This is a genomic window from Spirosoma luteum DSM 19990, assembly GCF_000374065.1.
Lineage (GTDB): Bacteria > Bacteroidota > Bacteroidia > Cytophagales > Spirosomataceae > Spirosoma > Spirosoma luteum.
The window spans coordinates 108,677-128,219 of sequence record NZ_KB893247.1 but is presented as its reverse complement, the minus strand read 5'-3'; the positions used below and the strand labels follow the sequence as shown (position 1 = coordinate 128,219).

General features: G+C 50.6%; 17 protein-coding genes. 8 read left to right on the top strand and 9 right to left on the bottom strand.

Going from position 1 to position 19,543, the window contains the following annotated elements; all coding sequences use genetic code 11:
• Positions 1 to 56: 56 nt before the first annotated feature.
• The 4 genes from B156_RS0107300 to B156_RS0107285 all read left to right on the top strand — a co-directional run bounded on the left by B156_RS0107300 (position 57) and on the right by B156_RS0107285 (position 2,493).
• Positions 57 to 380: a DUF3467 domain-containing protein gene (locus tag B156_RS0107300; RefSeq protein ID WP_026260666.1), complete on the top strand. Its 324-nt coding sequence runs from the start codon at positions 57 to 59 to the stop codon at positions 378 to 380.
• Positions 381 to 584: 204 nt separating this feature from the next.
• Positions 585 to 1,013 carry a 30S ribosomal protein S12 gene (rpsL, locus tag B156_RS0107295; protein WP_026260665.1) on the top strand — a complete coding sequence of 143 codons (429 nt, stop codon included), beginning with the start codon at positions 585 to 587 and terminating at the stop codon, positions 1,011 to 1,013.
• A 58-nt stretch (positions 1,014 to 1,071) separates the two neighbouring features.
• Positions 1,072 to 1,539 (top strand): 30S ribosomal protein S7, encoded by a 468-nt coding sequence (rpsG, locus tag B156_RS0107290; protein ID WP_012928933.1) that lies wholly within the window; start codon positions 1,072 to 1,074, stop codon positions 1,537 to 1,539.
• A gap of 84 nt (positions 1,540 to 1,623) precedes the next feature.
• A complete protein-coding gene (locus B156_RS0107285) occupies positions 1,624 to 2,493 on the top strand; it encodes an aldose 1-epimerase family protein (protein WP_018619009.1) in 870 nt (289 codons plus the stop codon).
• Between the two features lie 3 nt (positions 2,494 to 2,496).
• Here the strand turns inward: B156_RS0107285 and B156_RS0107280 are convergent, their stop codons facing one another.
• The 5 genes from B156_RS0107280 to B156_RS0107260 form a co-directional block, all read right to left on the bottom strand.
• Complete coding sequence (locus tag B156_RS0107280) at positions 2,497 to 4,086, bottom strand: hypothetical protein (protein WP_018619008.1); 1,590 nt, start codon at positions 4,084 to 4,086, stop codon at positions 2,497 to 2,499.
• A 317-nt stretch (positions 4,087 to 4,403) separates the two neighbouring features.
• The gene (locus B156_RS0107275; protein WP_018619007.1) at positions 4,404 to 5,066 is read right to left on the bottom strand and encodes an OmpH/Skp family outer membrane protein; all 663 of its coding nucleotides are present in this window, start codon (positions 5,064 to 5,066) and stop codon (positions 4,404 to 4,406) included.
• 19 nt (positions 5,067 to 5,085) lie between these two features.
• On the bottom strand, positions 5,086 to 5,658 hold the full coding sequence (locus tag B156_RS0107270; protein ID WP_018619006.1) for an OmpH/Skp family outer membrane protein: 573 nt from the start codon (positions 5,656 to 5,658) through the stop codon (positions 5,086 to 5,088).
• A gap of 115 nt (positions 5,659 to 5,773) precedes the next feature.
• On the bottom strand, positions 5,774 to 8,365 hold the full coding sequence (gene bamA, locus B156_RS0107265; protein WP_018619005.1) for an outer membrane protein assembly factor BamA: 2,592 nt from the start codon (positions 8,363 to 8,365) through the stop codon (positions 5,774 to 5,776).
• A gap of 189 nt (positions 8,366 to 8,554) precedes the next feature.
• On the bottom strand, positions 8,555 to 9,292 hold the full coding sequence (locus B156_RS0107260; protein WP_018619004.1) for an undecaprenyl pyrophosphate synthase: 738 nt from the start codon (positions 9,290 to 9,292) through the stop codon (positions 8,555 to 8,557).
• Between the two features lie 264 nt (positions 9,293 to 9,556).
• Between B156_RS0107260 and B156_RS0107255 the strand changes: the two genes are divergently transcribed.
• The 4 genes from B156_RS0107255 to B156_RS0107240 all read left to right on the top strand — a co-directional run bounded on the left by B156_RS0107255 (position 9,557) and on the right by B156_RS0107240 (position 15,771).
• Positions 9,557 to 10,513, top strand: a complete 957-nt coding sequence (locus B156_RS0107255) for a fasciclin domain-containing protein (protein WP_018619003.1) — start codon at positions 9,557 to 9,559, stop codon at positions 10,511 to 10,513.
• 108 nt (positions 10,514 to 10,621) lie between these two features.
• A complete protein-coding gene (locus B156_RS0107250; protein ID WP_018619002.1) occupies positions 10,622 to 11,554 on the top strand; it encodes an FKBP-type peptidyl-prolyl cis-trans isomerase in 933 nt (310 codons plus the stop codon).
• Positions 11,555 to 11,591: 37 nt separating this feature from the next.
• Positions 11,592 to 12,494, top strand: coding sequence for an FKBP-type peptidyl-prolyl cis-trans isomerase (locus tag B156_RS0107245; RefSeq protein ID WP_018619001.1), 903 nt, complete (start codon positions 11,592 to 11,594; stop codon positions 12,492 to 12,494).
• A gap of 226 nt (positions 12,495 to 12,720) precedes the next feature.
• A complete protein-coding gene (locus B156_RS0107240; RefSeq protein ID WP_018619000.1) occupies positions 12,721 to 15,771 on the top strand; it encodes a TonB-dependent receptor in 3,051 nt (1,016 codons plus the stop codon).
• Positions 15,772 to 15,893: 122 nt separating this feature from the next.
• On the opposite strand, the gene B156_RS0107235 is transcribed toward B156_RS0107240, so the two are convergent.
• From B156_RS0107235 to B156_RS0107220, 4 genes are all read right to left on the bottom strand, one after another.
• Positions 15,894 to 16,682, bottom strand: a complete 789-nt coding sequence (locus B156_RS0107235) for a 3-hydroxyacyl-CoA dehydrogenase (protein ID WP_018618999.1) — start codon at positions 16,680 to 16,682, stop codon at positions 15,894 to 15,896.
• A gap of 12 nt (positions 16,683 to 16,694) precedes the next feature.
• Positions 16,695 to 18,281 (bottom strand): FAD-dependent oxidoreductase, encoded by a 1,587-nt coding sequence (locus tag B156_RS0107230; RefSeq protein ID WP_018618998.1) that lies wholly within the window; start codon positions 18,279 to 18,281, stop codon positions 16,695 to 16,697.
• Positions 18,282 to 18,385: 104 nt separating this feature from the next.
• On the bottom strand, positions 18,386 to 19,075 hold the full coding sequence (locus B156_RS0107225) for a YjjG family noncanonical pyrimidine nucleotidase (protein WP_026260664.1): 690 nt from the start codon (positions 19,073 to 19,075) through the stop codon (positions 18,386 to 18,388).
• 85 nt (positions 19,076 to 19,160) lie between these two features.
• The gene (locus B156_RS0107220; protein WP_018618996.1) at positions 19,161 to 19,466 is read right to left on the bottom strand and encodes a (2Fe-2S) ferredoxin domain-containing protein; all 306 of its coding nucleotides are present in this window, start codon (positions 19,464 to 19,466) and stop codon (positions 19,161 to 19,163) included.
• Between the last annotated feature and the right edge of the window lie 77 nt (positions 19,467 to 19,543).

The following is a 19,543-nucleotide window of genomic DNA, read 5'->3' as shown; positions in this document are numbered from 1 at the left end:
AACCAACAGATATCACAATGTCTGTTGGTTTCTCTTTTACCATTAAATTAATTCACATGAATGCTGAACAACAAAACCCGGAAGGTGCCATTGACGTCGAACTAAGTGAGGAAATTGCCGAAGGGATTTACGCTAACCTGGCCATGATTGCCCACTCGAATAGTGAGTTTATACTGGATTTTATCCGAATGATGCCGGGCGTTCCCAAGGCAAAAGTAAAGTCACGCATCATCCTCACCCCCGAGCATGCCAAGCGATTGCTGGAAGCACTGCGCGAGAATATAAGCCGTTACGAAGAGGCTTTCGGCGGTATCAACGAGCCAAATGATGCCTTCCGCTTTCCGGCCGGTGGCTTCGGTGGACCGGTAGGGCAGGCATAGCATCGGTTTACGGTAGTCAGTTTATGGTTTATAGCTGTGCGATTTTACTTAGAGACAATTATGCTCCAGCCACTGACCGTATCGCGCAACCGTAAACCAAATACCATAAACTGTAAACGATTTACTCCTTGTCTTTCAATCTGTTTTCCGTATCTTTGCACCTCAAAATTCGGGAAGACTGTTTTTTAACAACTAATAACAAGAATGCCTACTATACAACAATTAGTGCGTAAAGGCCGCGAAAAGCTGATCGACAAGTCAAAGTCGCCTGCTTTAGATGCCTGCCCACAACGTCGTGGTGTATGTACACGGGTGTACACAACCACGCCGAAGAAGCCAAACTCGGCTCTTCGCAAAGTTGCCCGCGTTCGCCTGACGAACGGACGGGAAGTAAACGCCTACATTCCGGGCGAAGGACACAACCTACAGGAACACTCTATCGTGCTGATTCGCGGTGGCCGGGTAAAAGATTTACCGGGTGTACGCTATCACATCATCCGGGGTGCGCTGGATACGGCTGGCGTAAGCGGTCGTCTGCAAAGCCGTTCCAAATACGGTGCTAAACGGCCAAAACCAGGTCAGGCTCCTGTTAAAGGTGGCAAAGGTGCACCACCGGCAAAAAAGAAGAAGTAATTAAATCAACTGCCCGTTGAAAAACACGGCAGAGTAAGATCAAAAATCTGAAGCTATCATGAGAAAGGCGAAACCGCCCAAGCGTTACGTATTACCCGACCCAAAGTACAAAGAGGTCCTCGTAACCAAATTTGTTAATAACCTGATGTACGAAGGCAAAAAGAGCCTGGCGTACTCCATCTTTTATGACGCGCTCGACGTGGTGGCAAAACGCACCAGCGAAAGCGGTCTGGATACCTGGAAGAAGGCATTGAATAACGTCATGCCATCAGTTGAAGTAAAAAGCCGTCGCGTTGGTGGAGCTACCTTTCAGGTACCTACCGAAGTACGGGCAGACCGAAAAGTCGCAGTAGGCATGAAATGGCTTATTAAGTATGCTCGTTCGCGCGGTGAGAAAACCATGGTTGACCGGCTAGCCGCCGAAATAGTTGCAGCCGCCAAAGGCGAAGGTGCAGCGGTGAAAAAGAAGGATGATACGCACCGGATGGCCGAAGCCAACAAAGCGTTCTCGCACTTCCGTTTCTAAATCAACCGTACAGGCCAGCGTCCCGATGGCCTTTGTATTGACAAAAGCTCTCCAGTTTTGGGGAGCTTTTGCTATTTTTGACCGATGACAACGTTAGAAAACAATTTCCTCCGCGTAACAATCCGCCCCCAGGGCGCTGAGCTTACGTCTATTGTTCATAAAGCCAGTGGCATTGAGCACCTCTGGCAGGCCGACCCAACCGTGTGGGGCTGGCACGCGCCCAATCTCTTTCCCGTGGTGGGCGGCTGTCTCAATAATCAGGTGTTGATTGACGGGATGACGTACCCGATGGAGCGGCATGGTTTTACCCGGACATCACTGTTTGAACCGACGGAGTCGACCCCTACGCACGCTGTATTTTCATTACGGTCAAGTGAGAAGACACGGGTACATTTCCCGTACGAATTCGAGTTCCAGATTAGCTACAAACTGGATGAAGCCCGCTTGGTTGTTGCGTATCGCGTTGTCAATCAAGATGACAAAACGGTGTTTTTCTCTGTGGGAGCACACCCGGCTTTTGCCGTTCCTTTCAACAAGGGCGAAGCGTATGAGGATTACTATCTTGAGTTTGAGCAGGACGAAGCCTTAGAAACGCACTTACTTTCAACAGCGGGCTACTTCACTGGCGAGACGAAGCCCGTTCCTACAAAGGGTCGCCATCTTGGCTTAACAAAGCATCTTTTTGATGACGATGCGCTGGTGTTCAAAAATCTCGCTTCCCGGCGCGTGGCAATCTGCACTGACAGGCATAACCATGCTGTTATCCTGGACTACGCTGCTTTCCCTTATCTGGGTTTATGGGCAAAACCTGGTGCCCCATTCGTCTGTATTGAACCCTGGTTGGGCTGTGCCGACAGTGAAGGACAACAGAAACCTATCGAGGAGAAAGAACTGATTCAGTCTGTAGAAGCAGGGCGGGTATTTGAAGCCTCGTTCTCAATAACGATTTTGTAATAACTACTGGGTTTCTTCCAGCGATGTAAAATCCTTGAACGTACGCTTGAGGGCTTTATCTGTTGCCTGCTTTCTGCTTTGCCAGTTGGCATCCAGCTCCAGCGCAACCAGACCGCTCAAACTCATCGAATTACGGAAATCGTCCAGCTTTTTAATGAAGTCTCCGCTACGCCGGGCCGACTTCAACGCAAACTCACGGGCAAATACGTCGCCTTTGTTCTGTAATTCACTTCGTTTACCCAACACATAATTATAGCGGTCGAGCAAATCTTTCATCGACTTACCAATCACTTCGGTGGCTTCCAGGGTGCCCATTGTCAACACGGCGGTCCCTCCTACTGCCGAAACAATACGGCCGCTGCTTTGCGTTGTCGGGCTTGTACTCGCCCCCGTGACAGCGGGTGTTACACCTGTTACCGCGCCCAGCGAAGCATTGGCCACTGATCGATTTCGTTTCCCGCCCTTGGCTTTTTTATAGTCGTGTTTAAGTTGCTCTTCTTTTTCACTCAGTTGCTCAATAAGTCCCCACGCCTGAACCAGTAGCTGTCGGTATTGGACGTAATAATAGCGGTCCTTTTCGGCTTCGTTAACGGTATTCAGTACCGTAAAGGTAATCCGGCGTTCGGCTCGGTTCTTAGCTTTGTCGAGCACATAAAATGTAATCTGAACACCCAGAGAGTCATAGGGATCTTTCACAAACTCGTAGCCAGGTTGCCAGATGAATTCGTACTGATTGTTCGTATTTTTGATTAGTGCCGTTTTGGGAATTTCCTGATTGTCGGACAAAAAATCAAACGTTTCCACATCATCTTCGCCATTCTGGTCGGATAGGTAAAACTTCAGGTTGACAGTAGCATTTTCCTTCAGCTTATAATGCTTTTCGCCGGGTATTACCGTAATATCAGGAGGCAGATCCATCTGGGTTGCTTCCACTTTCAGCCGTCCTTTGGTACGCGTTTTAGCGGGCTGATCCTCTACCCAAAATTCAATGTACTGTGGTGTTTGCCTGACCTTGTTAAACTGATTCTGAGACAGTGTCCAGGTTAACTCACCCTGCGACGATAGCTTGCTGCCTTCGGGCATCTGGTCGGCAATGGGGATAAATACCAGCGGGTCGCCATCATCGTCATGCACCACCTGCGAATCCATTTTATATGTATTCTGCGTGCGGTAGCTTACATAAAAAGGCCTTAATTCGCTGATTACCGGAGGACGATTAACATCCAGTATTTTAATCTCAACTGTGTGAGAAGCCGTTTGCCCCTGCCTGGTGTGAACATCGAAGGTTACCGGATAAACTTTCGCTGTTTGAAGCCGATCTGCCAGTCCAAAACCGGGGGTCCAGCGAAAATGACCGGTTGAATCAAGCTCCATGCCCTCCTGTTTGTCAGATCCCAGGCTAAACGTTACCGAGTCCTGCGCTATACCCGCAACGTTCAGATCAAACCGGATAGTACCACCTTCCGGCACTACATTCCAGTTGGTTTGTGTTGGCAATAAAAGTTGTAACGATTTTGAGGAATCCTGCGCGTAGCTACTATCAATGATAAAACTGAATAGCAACCACACTAATATACCGGCAGTTCGGTTCATAGTTAGGTTGGGGAGAGGTCCGTTTTAAAAAACGTAAAAATAGGATGAAGATTTTGTACCGGTGCCTTTTGCGGCATTTTTTGAGACTTTTCTTAGCTAACAGGCTACTATTGGCTATAATAATTATAGTTTTCCGGGATAAAGTAATAACGACCTATTCAGCCGATAGCGGTTTTCCTGGAGCGTAAACTGCGCTGTTTACCCTGATAGGGAATAGTGATTATAACCATTCACTACTCCGGCAGACCAATAAAAAAAGGTCGCTTCCTGATTCGTCAGGAAGCGACCTTATAAAATAGATACTGTTTTATTGACCGTTACTTCTTTGGAGGAGTCGTAGCAGCAGGCTTGGTAGCCGTTGCACCTGCACCACCACCCGTAGAAGCAGCTTTGGCCGCAGCGGCTGCTTTGGCAGGGTCAATACCCAATTTTTTCAGGACCGAATCGGTAATGTTATTCTCTTCGGGAGCAACCAGCAGGATAGGAATCGTGTTGGCACCCGCGTCCAGATTGAACACATACTGATAGCTTTCTTCTTTGGCTACGGCATCAATGGCCTTTTGAATTTTTTGCACGACCGGATTAACCAACTGCTGGTACTTGGTTTGCAACGATGTTTGAGCCGTTTGGCTAAACTCCTGAATCCGGGACTGTAGCCCCTGCAATTCGGTCTCCCGGTCCTTACGAATAACGTCCGACATTTGGGCTGCTCCTTTTTCGTAGGCACCGTATTTTTCTTCCAGTTCTTTCTGCATCCGCTTCAGCTCGTTTTCTGTCTGAGTCCGCTGAATAGTCAACTGGTTCTGAATATCTTTTGCTTCGGGCGTTTGCGACAGCACGTAATCAATGTTCGTATAGCCTAACTTCAGCGGTCCGGCTGCGGCAGTCGTAGCAGGTGTTGTGGTTTGGGCTTGTGCCTGTGCGTTTAAACCGCCTACTAGTAGGGCCGCTGCAAACGCCATGACGATGTGTTTCTTCATCTCGAATTGTTTGTTTGTATTACTTTGGATTTGTGGTTGTTTTATTTGTTGGACTGTTATTGGTAGCGGTTGGTTTAGTATCTAGTCCCAATTCTTCCATCACATAATCCGAATAGTCGTGCCGGGGATTGGTATAGAGCATCACAAAATCGGAGGCTTTATCGAAAATAAAATCCAGTTTCTTCTGCAAACATACTTTATCCAGTGCCCGTTGCAATAACTCCATTGGCGCTTTTATTAATTCCTTCTTCTTCTCGAATAACAGGCCCTGGTACCCAAATACTTTATTGTTGTATTCTCTGGCTTCGCGCTCCTTATCGCTGATTATCCGCTGCCGTTCCCGTTTCATGTCTTCGGTCAGCAGAATTTCTTCGGCCTGATACCCCTTTTGCAACTTCTCGATTTCGACATACTTGTCCTGAATGTCTTTCGACCATTTATCGGCAAACTTATCAATCTCGCTCAGTGCCTTCTGGTATTCGGGCATCTTGCCGAAAATGTACTCCGTATCGATATACCCAAACTTCTGGGCTTCAACGGGAGTCGCTAACCCAATAGCGGACAAAAGTACGAAAAATAGGGCTTTTTTCATTGGTAACCAGTCAATTTTTGCAGGAAGTGATTGATTTTCAAGGTTTGTCTACTCAAATCAGGTAAGCCACAGCGTACTTGCCTTATTTGAGTAAAACGTTACCCTTTTAGTAATCTTATCTGAACTGCTGACCAATTGTGAAGTGGAACTGACCCGACGCCTTGTCTTTCACACCCGGAATCTTATCGAAACCATATCCATAGTCAATACCAATCAGCCCAAAGGCTGGCATGAATATACGTGCTCCAATGCCTATTGACCGCTTCAGGTCGAATGGATTGTACTGTTTGTAGGTAGCCCAGTTATTACCCGCTTCCATAAAGGCAAGGGCAAAGATGGTAGCCGACGGGTTCAGGGAAATAGGATACCGAAGTTCCGCAACGAATTTGTTATAGGCTACCCCTCCCTGACTGCGGGCCTGCTGGCCTACAGCCTGATTGTAATCGGCGGTGTAAACGCTCCGGTCATCATACCCACGCAGACCGATGATGTCCTGCGCCAGCGCAAACTGCCCCTGACCTGCCAGACCTGATCCCCCCAGGATGAAGCGTTCAAATGGGCCAATCTCGGTGCGTCTGTTATAGCTGCCCAGGAAACCCAGGTGAGCACGTGTATTCAATACCAGCTTGCCAAACACCGTCTGAAACCAGCTGGCATCGAACATCCATTTATGGTATTCGACAAACTTGTATTTATTTTCTGGCTTAACTGCCTCTGTAGTGGTCTTGAAAGCCGAATAAGGGGGCGTGAACGAGCCACTCAGCGTAAAGGAGGAGCCATTACGCGGAAACTGTGGATTATCAATACTGTTTCTCGACAGCGTCGTATTGAAGGTGATGTTATTGGAGATACCATCCTTATACCCGATATAAAACAAGTCGAGGTTGTTCAGGTCATACCGCTGGTACGAAATGGAGTTACTCAGCGAGAAGTAATCATCGGGTACTTTCAACTGTCGGCCCAGTCCAATGGTAAGGGCGGTGTTCGTGTAGGAGCCCGTTGGCTTCCGGCCCTTCAAACTCTGGTAAATACTGGCCGGATTGGAGGGGTCGTAAAAAGTTTGGTAAACCGTATGGCTGGCACTGACCGAGAGCGCGTTGGGCTTGCGGCCACCCAGCCAGGGTTCGGTAAACGACAGCGAATACACCTGATACTGACTACCGTTGGCCTGAAAACGCAACTGTACCCGCTGACCATCGCCTGCCGGAAGCGGACGCCACGCATTGAGATTTGTAATGTTGCGGGCCGAGAAGTTATTGAATGTCAGGCCGAGCGTACCTACAAACCCTACGTAGCCACCCCAACCGCCCGACAATTCAATCTGATCGGATGGCTTTTCTTCGACGGTATATTCGATATCAACCGTTCCGTCACTTTGCGGAATCGGGTTGATGCCAATTTTTTCCGGGTCGAAATACCCTAAGGTAGACAGTTCCCGCTGCGTCCGGATGAGGGCGGTTTTCGAGAACTTCTGACCAGGCAGCGTCCGAATGGTACGCATCACTACGTGGTCGCTGGTTTTGGTGTTCCCGTTTAGAATAACCTTATTGATGGTAGCCTGCTTACCTTCAAAAAGGCGAATCTCAAGGTCAATGGAGTCACCTTCTATAGACTTCTCAATGGGCTGTGCGTTGTAGTACAGGTAACCGAGGTCCATATACTGCGAACTCAAATCCTGACCGGGATTGCCATTCATCCGTTTCTCGAGGTCTTCCGGATTGTAAACGTCCCCTTTCGTAACGCCCAGTACTGACCGAAGCTGCTCATCGGTGTACAGGTAGTTGCCCGAGAAATCAATGTTACGGTAGTAATACTGGTGCCCCTCGTTCAACTTCATGTCGATATTGATCGTGTTTGACCCATTATGCACAATGGTATCATCCTCAATAACGGCATCCCGGTAACCCAGTTTATTGTAGTATTCCAGTAACTTACTCTTGTCTTCCTCGTACTTTTTCGGAACAAACTTAGAGGGGGTGAACAGGCGGCCAAAACGCATTTCTTTGGTGCTCTTCATTTTCATCCGCACCGTCTGTTCATCCAGGCTCTTTAGTCCCTCAATGTTGATTTTGGCAATTTTGACCTTTTGTCCTTTGTCTACCAGTACGCGCATGGTAGCATTGTTGCGGGTACTGTCCGGGATAGTCGTGATTTTAACCTTTGTGTTAAGGTATCCCTTGTCGACGAAGTATTTACGAACCGCTAACTGCGTATTCTTAGTAATCGTATTACTGACGATTTTACCCAGATTGAGCTTTATTTTTTCCTTCAGGTTATCCTGTTCGCCTTTTTTTATGCCCATGAAACTAACCCGGTAGAGCCGGGGCCGTTCCCGCGCCCGGTACAGGAGCGAAACCTTACCGTCGCCGGTTGGGGTAGCAAACATCTCAACATCGTCCAGCAGGCCGGAGTCCATCAATTTACGCACCGATGATCCGGTCACCTCGCCCGGCAGCCGTATTTTGTCCCCTACTTTCAGACCGGTGAGCGAAACCAGCGAGTTTGGATCGAGGTATTTGGTGCCGGTTATAGTGAGGCCGGTTATTTCGTATTCCTTCGGGTTGGCGTAATCGAGCAGATTATTACTTTCTGTTGCGGTGGCATTTTCCTGCCCGACACCAACACCGACGCGTACCTGCGCCTGGACCGATGACAGGCCAGTTAGTAGAAGAATAACGCCAAGTAGGATTTTTATACGGTGTTCCAAGTTTGTAATGCGTGTTAAGTAATTTATTATAAGGATTCAGTTCAGGCGCGAAGGGTTGGAATCAGCTTGAGGTTTAACGTTAATGGTTGCCCGCCGGGACTGACGTATCAAGTAAGCAAAGAAGTATCCAGGTGTCGTTAGTGCGTTAGCCCCGACAGGGAACCGCAACCAAAAACCGTAAACTGTATTTCATTTCGCTAACTGTTCACTGATTTTGCCAAACCGGCGTTCGCGCTGCTGGTAACTTAAGAGAGCCTCATACAAGTGGGCTTTGCGAAAATCGGGCCACAACACATCAGGCATATATAGTTCGCAGTAAGCCAGTTGCCACAGCATAAAGTTGCTGATTCGCATTTCACCACTGGTTCGGATCATGAGTTCGGGGTCGGGAATACCACCCGTTGTCAGATGCTGGCCAAACAGGGTTTCATCAATCTGATCGGGGGTAAGTTTACCATCCCGTACGTCGGCGGCCAGTTTCCGGGCCGCTTCCAGAATTTCCCAGCGTCCACTGTAGCTCAGGGCCAGAATGAGGGTCAGGCCGTTATTCTGACTGGTTTCGCGTATAGCCTCTGCCAGTTCCCGTCGGCAGTCGGCAGGCAAACTTTCGGTATGACCAATCGTTTCCAGCCTGACATTATTCTTCATCAATGTTTTAATCTCTCCCCGAATGGTATGTACCAGCAGCGTCATGAGGGCATCCACTTCCAGCTTGGGTCGATTCCAGTTTTCGGTCGAGAAAGCGTAGAGGGTCAGATACTTCACTCCCAGTTCGGCGCATCCTTCCGTTACTTCACGAACGGCTTTAATGGCGTTATGGTGGCCAAACACCCGGGCTGCCCCCTGACGCTTGGCCCAGCGTCCGTTTCCATCCATGATAACGGCTATGTGCTGAGGCAGATTGCTCGGGTCTATATGTTCCTTCATCCCAATTGGGGCGTTTTAACAAAACTTAACAAGGTTGCGAAGATACGGAATTTTGGTGAGTGTCACCGGATTTTACTGCGCCTTGCGGGTTTACCCGTTGAAACAGAACGGACAGGGCAAACCCGTTCTGTTTCGGCCGGATGCCAATTGGATAAGCAGAGTAACCTCTTTCCATTGGTCAACGTGTATCTTTGCCCGGAGAAAACATAAACAGAGTCGGTACGTTTTTCTGATACAGGTTTGTTTTTTTATCCATTACTCTTGATGCGCACTACATTTTTGCCTTTACTGAGTCGACTTTCGGTCGTTGTGTTGCTACTCATTTCCTGGGGGTGCCAGAAACAGGACGACGTTGTTGCTACTCCCCAAACCATTACCGACCGGATTGTGGAAGATGGTCAGTTTAGCCTGCTTCGGGTGGCCATTGCGCAGGCCGGTGTCAGCGACGTCTTCAAAGATGGCAACCTAACCTTGTTTGCTCCAACCGATTCCGCCTTTCAGGCAGCGGGCCTCGGTACAATTGCCGCGATACGCTCGGTCCCTCCGGAACAGATGCGAACGCTGGTGCTGTACCATCTGCTTACTGGCAGCGTAATGGCATCAGACATTCCGGCCGGGATGAACTCTGTCGAAACCCTGAACAAGGGCATTCTGTACATCAATAAAGCGACCAATGGAACAATTTATGTGAACAATGCCAGGCTAACACAGGCCGATATCAGGACGGCCAACGGGTACATTCACACCGTTAACCGGGTGCTGATGCCTTCCATTGGAAACGTACTGACAACCATTCAGAACAATCCCAATCTAACGTTTCTGACGGCGGCTATCAAGCGGATAGGAACCAGTAACCCCACATTACTGGCCACATTGGAAAATGCATCGTCGGCTAATAAAGTAACGATTTTTGCGCCTAATGATGCGGCTTTTAAAGCCGATAAGGTTTACAATACCCTGAATGCCATTGAGTCGGCCAGTGTGCAGACGCTGACGAACATTCTGTTATATCATGTGATAGCAGGTGCCCGGTTTTCTACCCAGTTCAAAACGGAGAGCCTCGATACATTTTATACCGGCAATAAGTTGATTACTATTATAACACCCACTCAACTTATGGTGAAAGGGGCAAAAAATTTGACGGCAGCCACGGTTCGGCAGGTCGATATTCCCGCCACAAACGGCGTCATTCATATCATTGACCAGGTGTTGCAGCCGTAGAAAAAGCTAAAATTGACAACGTACGAAGATTTTTTTTCCCGGTTTGCCAACGGTTCGCCACACAAGCGGGTCCATAAACGTAGGTATTATAACTGCTCTTTTAGTTTAATGCACAAATTCCATCTACTCGTTTTCGGTGTATTGCTGCTTGGTGGACTGGCCTCCTGCAACACGCAGAACATAGACCCCAACGGTACTGCCGCTACACTGGTAGCTGACCGGGCCACCATAAATACCTACGCGGTTAGTAAGGGGCTTTCGGGAACATCGACTGCTTCCGGCCTGTATTTCGTGTCGTCTAAGCCCAGTTCGTCTACGGTTGTTCCTGCCTTTGGTAAGGAACTGGAATTTACCTATACGCTCTCCGCACTACTAAGCACTACGACTAATGCAGGCATAGTAACCGCCAAAACGATTGATTCTGCGTACGCCAAAACGCCTGCCTTCGTCTCCTTTTTCGATGGGGTACTGAAAGCTGGTTTGCAGGAAGGGCTATTGCTCATGCACGAGGGCGAATCGGCCATTTTTCTTGTGCCGTCTAAACTGGCTTTTGGTGAGGTAGGCTCCTCCATTGCTGACTCTATTCCGGCCAATACGCCGGTTCGGTTTGACGTTACCCTGAATCGGGCGCGAACCGAAGACCAGCAGATAAGCGAATATATAGCGGCAAACAAGTTGACCTTTACGGAAACGACTGCGTCGGGGTTGCGGTTTGTCAGAACGCAAACCAGTACATCGGTTGATTCGGTGAAAACGGCTGTCAGCGAGGGAAAAACAGTGACTGTACGGTACGTGGGCAGACAGTTGCATGCCAAAACCGCTCTTGGTTTCGATAGTACCGGCACGGGCCTGAACCAGTATAACGTGCCGGGTTTTACCGAGGGGTTGAATAAGCTGCGGGTTGGGGAAAAGGCTACGCTGCTGTTTCCCTCCTCCATTGGCTACGGCAACGATGGTCTCGCTGACCCCGTAACCAAGCTTTACAAAGTAGCTCCCTATGCTCCGCTGCGTTATGACGTAGAGGTGGTTTCGGTCAAGTAAAATCAGTAATTACCAATCAATTCCTAGTTTAATTTTCATGCGTAAACTTCCTGTTGTTCTAGCTGGCCTACTGCTTATCGGCGGCCTGATTTCCTGCAAGACACCCGATGTCGGCCTCAACGATGATGCCATTTTTGAAAGCAATAAAGCTGACATTCAGCGGTACGCCACAACCAAAGCGTTGTCGGGTACCTTTACAACGGCTGGTGTGTACTACGCACTGACCAGACCCGGCTCATCAACGGTGGTACCCACCGAAGGGCTGGAAGCCGAATACAATTATACATTGTATGCACTTATATCGGATGGTACGACCATAACAGACAAGTTTGTTGACTCCACGTTCGCTACCAAGTCCAACTACCTGGTCATTGCTCCCAACCAGCCAGCCACCCCCACCGTTCAGGGACTGACCATTGGCCTGCAACAGATGCACGTTGGTGAGCAGGGCGTTATCATGCTGCCTTCCTACTACGGTCTTGGCCGGGATGGGTCGAGTAACGGGCTTGTTCCGCCCAACGCTCCCCTTCGGCTCAATACTACCCTGAAACAGGTGCGGACAGAGAAGGAGCAGATTGACCAGTACCTGACGGCCAATAAGCTGACCCCAACCGAAGTAACGCCCAGTGGCTTACGGTACATCAAAACGCTCGATAACCCAACCGGCGTTGCACCGACACCCACGCAACGACTCACCATAAAGTACAACGGCCGGTTGTTACGCTCAGCGTCAGCCTTCGACAGCACCGGCACCGGCACGTACACGGGTCTGGTCAGTGGTTTTGTACCGGGTTTTGCCGAGGGGCTGGCGAAACTAAAAACGGGTGAGAAAGCAACGATTATTTTTCCGTCCAACATAGGCTATGGTGCTGCCGGGACCGGGCCTATTTCGCCTTACGCGCCCCTGCGCTTCGATATTGAGTTGATATCAGCGCAGTAAATCGACCTGATTTCTGGCTAAAGGGCGGCCTGCGAAATTCGCAGGCCGCCCTTTTTTGTTCGGTGCAGACCATAAAGACTACGCCCCGGCCGGGCTCCCGGCAGTGTCCTGACTGGCCGCTGAAAAGGCGTTTGACATCGGCTCCCCTGACCAAAGGTATGTATGCCTATCGCTACTATTAGTGTATTTTGTTTTACTTTTGTCGATTGAAAAAAGTAAAATTAATATGAGAAACAAATACAAACTAAATTCACTTGCCTTAGGCATCGGCCTGTGGCTGATGACATTAACGGCTGTTCTGGCCCAGAGTGTCCGGGGAAAAGTAACCGATGCAACGACAAATGCTCCGATTCCGGGAGTAACCATCGTGGCGGTCAACTCCAATCTTGGTACCACAACCGATGCCAACGGTACCTATACGCTCAAACTAAATCCGGGTACGTATACCCTGCGGATTAGCTTTGTCGGTTACGAAACCATTAGTGTACCTGTAACTGTCTCTACGGGCGAAGCAACCGCCAACGTATCCCTGCGCGAAACAACCGCCAGCCTGAGCGAAGTAGTGGTAACGGGTTCGAGAGGTGCCGGACGGGTAAAAACCGAAAGCCCAGTGCCGGTGGATGTCATCAATATCCAGCAGCTAACCACGCAGGCGCCCCAGAACAACCTGAACCAGATCATGAATTTTGTGGCCCCTTCGTTTACGTCCAACACCACGACGGTAGCCGATGGTACCGACCACATCGACCCGGCTCAGTTGCGGGGTCTGGGTCCCGACCAGGTGCTGGTGCTGGTGAACGGAAAACGACGTCATCCTTCCTCCCTGGTGAACGTAAATGGCTCACCGGGTCGTGGCTCCGTTGGTACCGACCTGAACGCCATCCCGGCCTTTGCCGTGGAGCGGATTGAAGTCCTGCGGGATGGTGCATCGGCACAGTATGGTTCGGATGCCATTGCCGGGGTTATCAACGTAAAAATGAAAGAAGCGACCGGGAAACTGGCCCTGTCGGTATATGGCGGTGGCAACTTTTCGCAGGGATCGAATAATTTCAAAGGCGGTATGGACGGTGGTAATGTTCAGGTCGATGCCAACTACGGCGTTCGGATTGGTAAAGCGGGTTTTATCAACGTAACGGGGTCGGCCCAGATGCGTAATCCCACCAGCCGGGCCATGCCTACCACGGGTAGTATTTTCAATGCGTATAACGCCATTGAATACAGCACACAGCAGGCCAATGGCAATCTGGCCACCCTGCCTACCAGTATTGATGCCATCAAACGAGGTGCTTTGAGCGTGCCCTACTTCGATGCGACTACCCAGACCAACATTGCCGGAGCAACGACCATTGCTGGCCTGCGGTCTCTTCTGGGTGCCGACGTAACGGAAAATGAGTTGACCCGCCGTGGCCTCGTTCGGAGTGATTTCAACATGCGCGTGGGTCAGTCGAGTTTGCAGAGCCTTCAGTTCTTCGTTAACTCAGCCATACCCATCAACCAGAACCACGAGTTTTACGCGTTTGGCGGCTACGGAAATCGCCGGGGTAATGCTGCCGGCTTTTACCGCCGACCTAACCAGAGCCGTACCTACACACCAATTTTCATCAATGGTTTCCTCCCCGAGATCCATTCTGAAATCATCGACGCATCGGCAGCCGCTGGTTTCCGCGGAAAGTTAGGTTCTTTCCGGTACGACCTGAGCAACACCTTTGGCTCCAACACCTTCGATTATGGCGTAGAAAACACGGTAAACACTACCCTGCTGGCTAACTCTCCTACCGTATTCAAAGCGGGCGGGCTGAATTTCAAGCAAAACACTGTCAACCTCGACCTGAGCCGGAAGTATAATGCGTTTGCCGGACTTAACCTGGCCTTCGGAGCAGAGGCTCGTTTTGAAAGCTACCGCATCAAAGCGGGTGACGAGAATTCCTGGGCGCAGTACGATGTAAACGGGAGGGTAATTACTACCTCGACGCAGGCTCCGCCTACGGATTTCTTTGGGGCAGCCCGTCCGGGTGGCGCACAGGTATTTCCTGGGTTTCGGCCGGCCAACGAAACCGAAACGAAGAATGCCAATCGTAACAGTGTAGCCGTGTACGGTGATGTCGAAATTGACTTTACGGATCGGTTACTGGTAGAAGGCGCTGTGCGTTTTGAGAACTACTCCGACTTCGGCAGTACGACCAACTTCAAACTGGCTACCCGTTATAAACTAACGAACAATATCAATATCCGGGGCGCGGCCTCAACTGGTTTCCGGGCACCATCGCTGGCGCAGATTTACTTCAACTCCACCTCTACCCAATTCGTTGGTGGTGTTCCGTTTGAAGTAGGTACGTTCAGCAATGCGTCGCAACCCGCCAAACTGCTGGGTATTCCACAACTGAAGCAGGAAAATTCGCGGAGTATCAGCGCCGGTTTCACGGCTACGGTACCCAGTGCGGGTCTGACCATCACGGCTGATGGTTACTTCATTGGTATCAATGACCGCGTAACCCTGACCGACCAGTTCTCGCGGCCAAGTGGTGCGCAAACTGGTGCGGGCCTTACCTTGCAACAGTTGTTCGATCAGGCAGGTGCCACAGCGGCTACTTTCTTCGCCAATGCCATCGATACCCAGACGAAGGGAGTTGATATTGTTATTTCGCACCGGTTACGGCTGGGCAACAACCTGTCACTTAGAACGGATCTGGCCGGTACCATTTCGCAAACCGAGCAGGTGGGTGGCATTAAGTCGTCGCAGATTCTGGCCGACAATGGTCAGGTAAACCGCTACTTCTCAGAAGCTTCCCGCGTGTATTTGCAGGAAGCGGTTCCCCGTGTGAAGTTCACGATGGGGCATAGCCTGACTGCCAACAAATTCGATTTCTTCCTTCGGAATGTGTACTTCGGTAAAGTTACCGACCCCAACACGGTCGACGTGAACGGCGATGGGCTGGTAGGCGCTATTGTAGTAAATGGTCAGGCAGTAGAAAACGAACACCCAATCTGGGGTGCCAAAGTAATCACCGACTTCTCAGTGGGTTACGCCATCACCCCTATCGTGAAAGTAGTGGTTGGGGCCAACAATATCTTCGATATTTACCCTGATAAAAACCTCGGGCCGGTAGCGGCAAGGCGACCAAACGCCACGTTGGACGCTGGTGGCAACATCACCTACGCGGCTGCACCATCTACCATCGATTTATCGAACGCCAACCAGTTCGTGTATTCGCGTAACACATCGCAGTTTGGTATGAACGGCCGATTCCTGTTTGCCCGTCTGAACTTTACGTTCTAACCGGTAAACGGGGGCGTTATCCTCTCGTTGACAGATTGCATAAAAAAAGGAGAGACCGGGCAGCCGGTCTCTCCTTTTTCGGTAATACCCATCAAAAAATGGAACCATCCGTTCGTTTTTCTCTATTTCGGCGCCATCCGGATCGCACCGTCCAGCCGGATAACCTCGCCGTTCAGCATGGGGTTTTCAATGATGCTTTTGACCAATAGGGCATACTCGTGAGGCCGACCCAGCCGGGAAGGGAAGGGCACCTGCTGCCCCAGCGACAGCCGGGCTTCTTCCGGCAATGCCGCGAGCAAAGGCGTTTCGAACAAGCCGGGAGCAATGGTCATCACCCGGATACCGGACCGGGCCAGATCGCGGGCAATGGGAAGTGTCATGCCAACAATCCCCCCTTTGGAGGCTGCATACGCGGCCTGCCCCATCTGCCCATCGTAGGCCGCTACGGAAGCGGTATTGATGATAATACCCCGTTCTCCGGCAAAGGGCTCAGGGGCGGGTTCGTTATGTTCCATCGCCAGCGCAGCCAGCCGGATTACGTTGAACGTGCCAATCAGGTTGATGGATACCACCTTCTGAAAAACGGCCAGCGAGTGCGCCCCGTACACACCCTCTACTTTGCCGAGCGTTTTTCGGGCTTCGGCCACACCGGCACAATTGACGTTGATGTGCAACGCGCCAAAGGTGCCAATAGCCATATTGACCGCAGCCTGTACACTGGCTTCATCGGTCACGTTCGTTTTGGCAAACCGGACTTTCCAGCCCAGTTCCTCGGCCAACGCATTACCCCGTTCGTCGTTCAGGTCCAGTATCACCACGTTGGCCCCCTGCGATACGAGCAGCCGGACGGTGGCTTCCCCCAAACCGGACGCTCCTCCGGTAACCAGGGCGGTTGATTTATTGATGTTCATAGAGTTTGGAGTTTATTTCACCAGTCGTTTCGTCTGCGCCTGAATCCGTTGCTGCAATGTCGACAGGTCGATTTCCTGAACGGATTTTCGGGTGTCGATGGCCAGACAGGCTGCCTGTGCTGCCGATTGGGCCAATACCATAAACACCGGTTCCATCCGAATCGAGCCGTAGGCAATATGACTGGCCGACAAACACACTGGCACCAGCAGGTTTTGAATACTGCCCTTTTTGGGGATAATGGCCCGGTAACTGACCGGGTAGGGCGGGAAGCCACCCACCTGTACGTCGCCCTCGTTCCGCACCATCGGCACCCCATTGGCATCGCGCACGATGAGCCGCTGGCAGTTGTGCGAATCCATCGTGTAGGCCGCCATACCAATGGGGTCGGGCACTACGGCTTTTCCTTCGCAGTTGGCCTGGGTCATCACGTATTCACCCACCAGCCGGCGCGCTTCACGGATGTAGAGTTGAGGGGTAAAATTATCGGTATCGGTGTATTCATCCTTAGGGTAACCCCATTGCAGCATCTCGTCGCGCAGGTGTTTAGGCATACGCGGGTCGTGGCCGATGAAGTAAAATAAGCCTTTGGTGTACTGTTCATGGGCGCGGATGATGGCGGCCCGCTGGGCGTAGGTACCGTTTGGGTAGTCGTAATTGGCCCCAATCATGTCGGTAGACAAACCCCCGCAGTTGTTGATGTCGGTTTTACGGTTGGGCATCATGATGAAGTGCATCAGGTTCCAGGTCAGTTCCTTCGGCACGTTCTTCACAATTTGCCGCAGCAGCAATTCATACTTCGTGGAGTCATACCCGTCGGGGCGGGTGATGGCAATACGATTGGCTGGGTCGTCGGTAAAGCAGAGCCGGTAATTGTAGGCCTGTACGGTTTTGTCGCCCGTGCCGTTGGGGGCCAGTTTTGTCGTGTCAATACCCCAGAGCAATCCGCTTTCGGACTTACCGGGAATCACATAGGGGTCAACACCGTCCGGAAACTGGTGCTTATCCCGAAACTGAACGCCATTGAGGGTTTCGTTGTACTGACTGTTGGCTTCGCGACCAACGGTAAACTCAACCCCGGCCTGCGCCATCAAATCCCCTTCGTACGAGCAGTCGATGAACTGCCCGGCCCGTACAGTCCGGTTTGATGCCGGACTACCCGATGAAGCGGATTCAACGGTGATTTCCTGAATCCGGTTATCCTGGGTTTTGGTACCCGCCAGCCGGTAGTTGTACCAGACCGGCACGTTGGCTTCGTTGATGTACTGGTTAAACACGGCTTCGGCCACGTGCGGCTCAAAGGTCCACTGTTCCGGCTGGCCGTAATGCCGCCCAATCCGTCGGTAATAATCCCGCGACAAGCCTGTAATGGCCTGCTTATTTCCAATATCGGTGGCTCCCAACCCACCCGATGACATACCGCCGAGGTGACGGCCCGGCTCAATCAGCACCACCGATTTTCCCGCCATCTTCGCTGAATAAGCCGCAATTACGCCCGCCGACGTGCCACCGTACACACACACATCAACCGTGATGGATTGACCAACGACCAGGAGATGACTTAGAAAGCACAGGAGTAGGGCAGTACAAAACCGGTTCATAGCAGAGGGCTGGTTCAGGTTATATATGATAGAACCTATTTGACTAATACGCGGTATTGAGATATCCTCTGCGTCGAAATGACAAAAGGATAAGTGTGTATATCTTACAAAATAGCCATTAACTCTTTCCAGTGCCGGATATCGTAGGTTGGTTTGTCATCTACAACTATAGCCAGCGGGTTATAAAAAACGGTGTCCAGATTCACGCTTTTGGCCCCCAGAATATCGGCTTCGTAATTGTCACCAATCATCAGGCTTTCAGCGGCTGTGGTGCCGCTAATCTGCATGGCGTAGGTAAACACCAGCGGGTCTGGCTTCTTGGCATTGGCGGTTTCGCTGGTGATAACGTTCGTAAAATAATGACTGATACCCGCACTATCCATTTTGGTTGCCTGAATTTCGGCAAAACCATTGGTGATGATGTGTAACGTGTAGCGTCCCTGTAGGTAATCGAGGAGTTCCAGTGCCGAATCAAGCAGGTGCGACTTACAGGGTAGTAACTTCAGATATTCAGCGTTGAGGTCTGCTCCGATAACCGACGCGTCGATACCCAGCGCCTGAAACACCATCGGAAAACGATGCTGCCGGATATAGCTGTGCTCGATCAGGTTTTTGTCGTAATCGCCCCACAATTTCCGGTTGATGGTGATAAAATGCCGGCTGAATTCATCGGCAGAGGCAACACCCGCATCGGCCAGACCGAACGTATCGAATAATTCGGTAATGCACTCCGATGAGTTACGGTCAAAATCCCATAACGTGTGGTCAAGGTCGAAAAAGAGGTGTTTGTACATAGAAATGGGCATTCAGTTTACGGTACTCGGTTTACGGTGTGAGATAAAACCACAAACCTAAACCGAATACCATATACTGAATGCGTTAATAATCCAGCTTTAGCCGCTCAACGGGCTGGTCGTTAACCAGATGACTATCAACAATTTCATTAATATCTTCCAGTTGAACGTTACCATAGTAGGTACCTTCCGGGTAAACCACAACGGTAGGACCGAAGGCGCAGGCATCCAGGCAGCCCGTTTTCTGTGCCCGCATTTCTTTTAATAGTCCGCGCTCGGCAAGGGCGGCCTTAAAGGCGTCGACCAGTTCATTGCCGTGGGCCTCGCCACACGATTTTTTTGGAGCGGCTTTCTGGTTGGTACAGACAAAAACGTGCTTTTTGTATTTCATGACAATTGGTTATTGCTCAAAGGTACGAATGAACCCGGTGTCATTGGCATGGGGCCCATTCCCGAACGAATTTTATC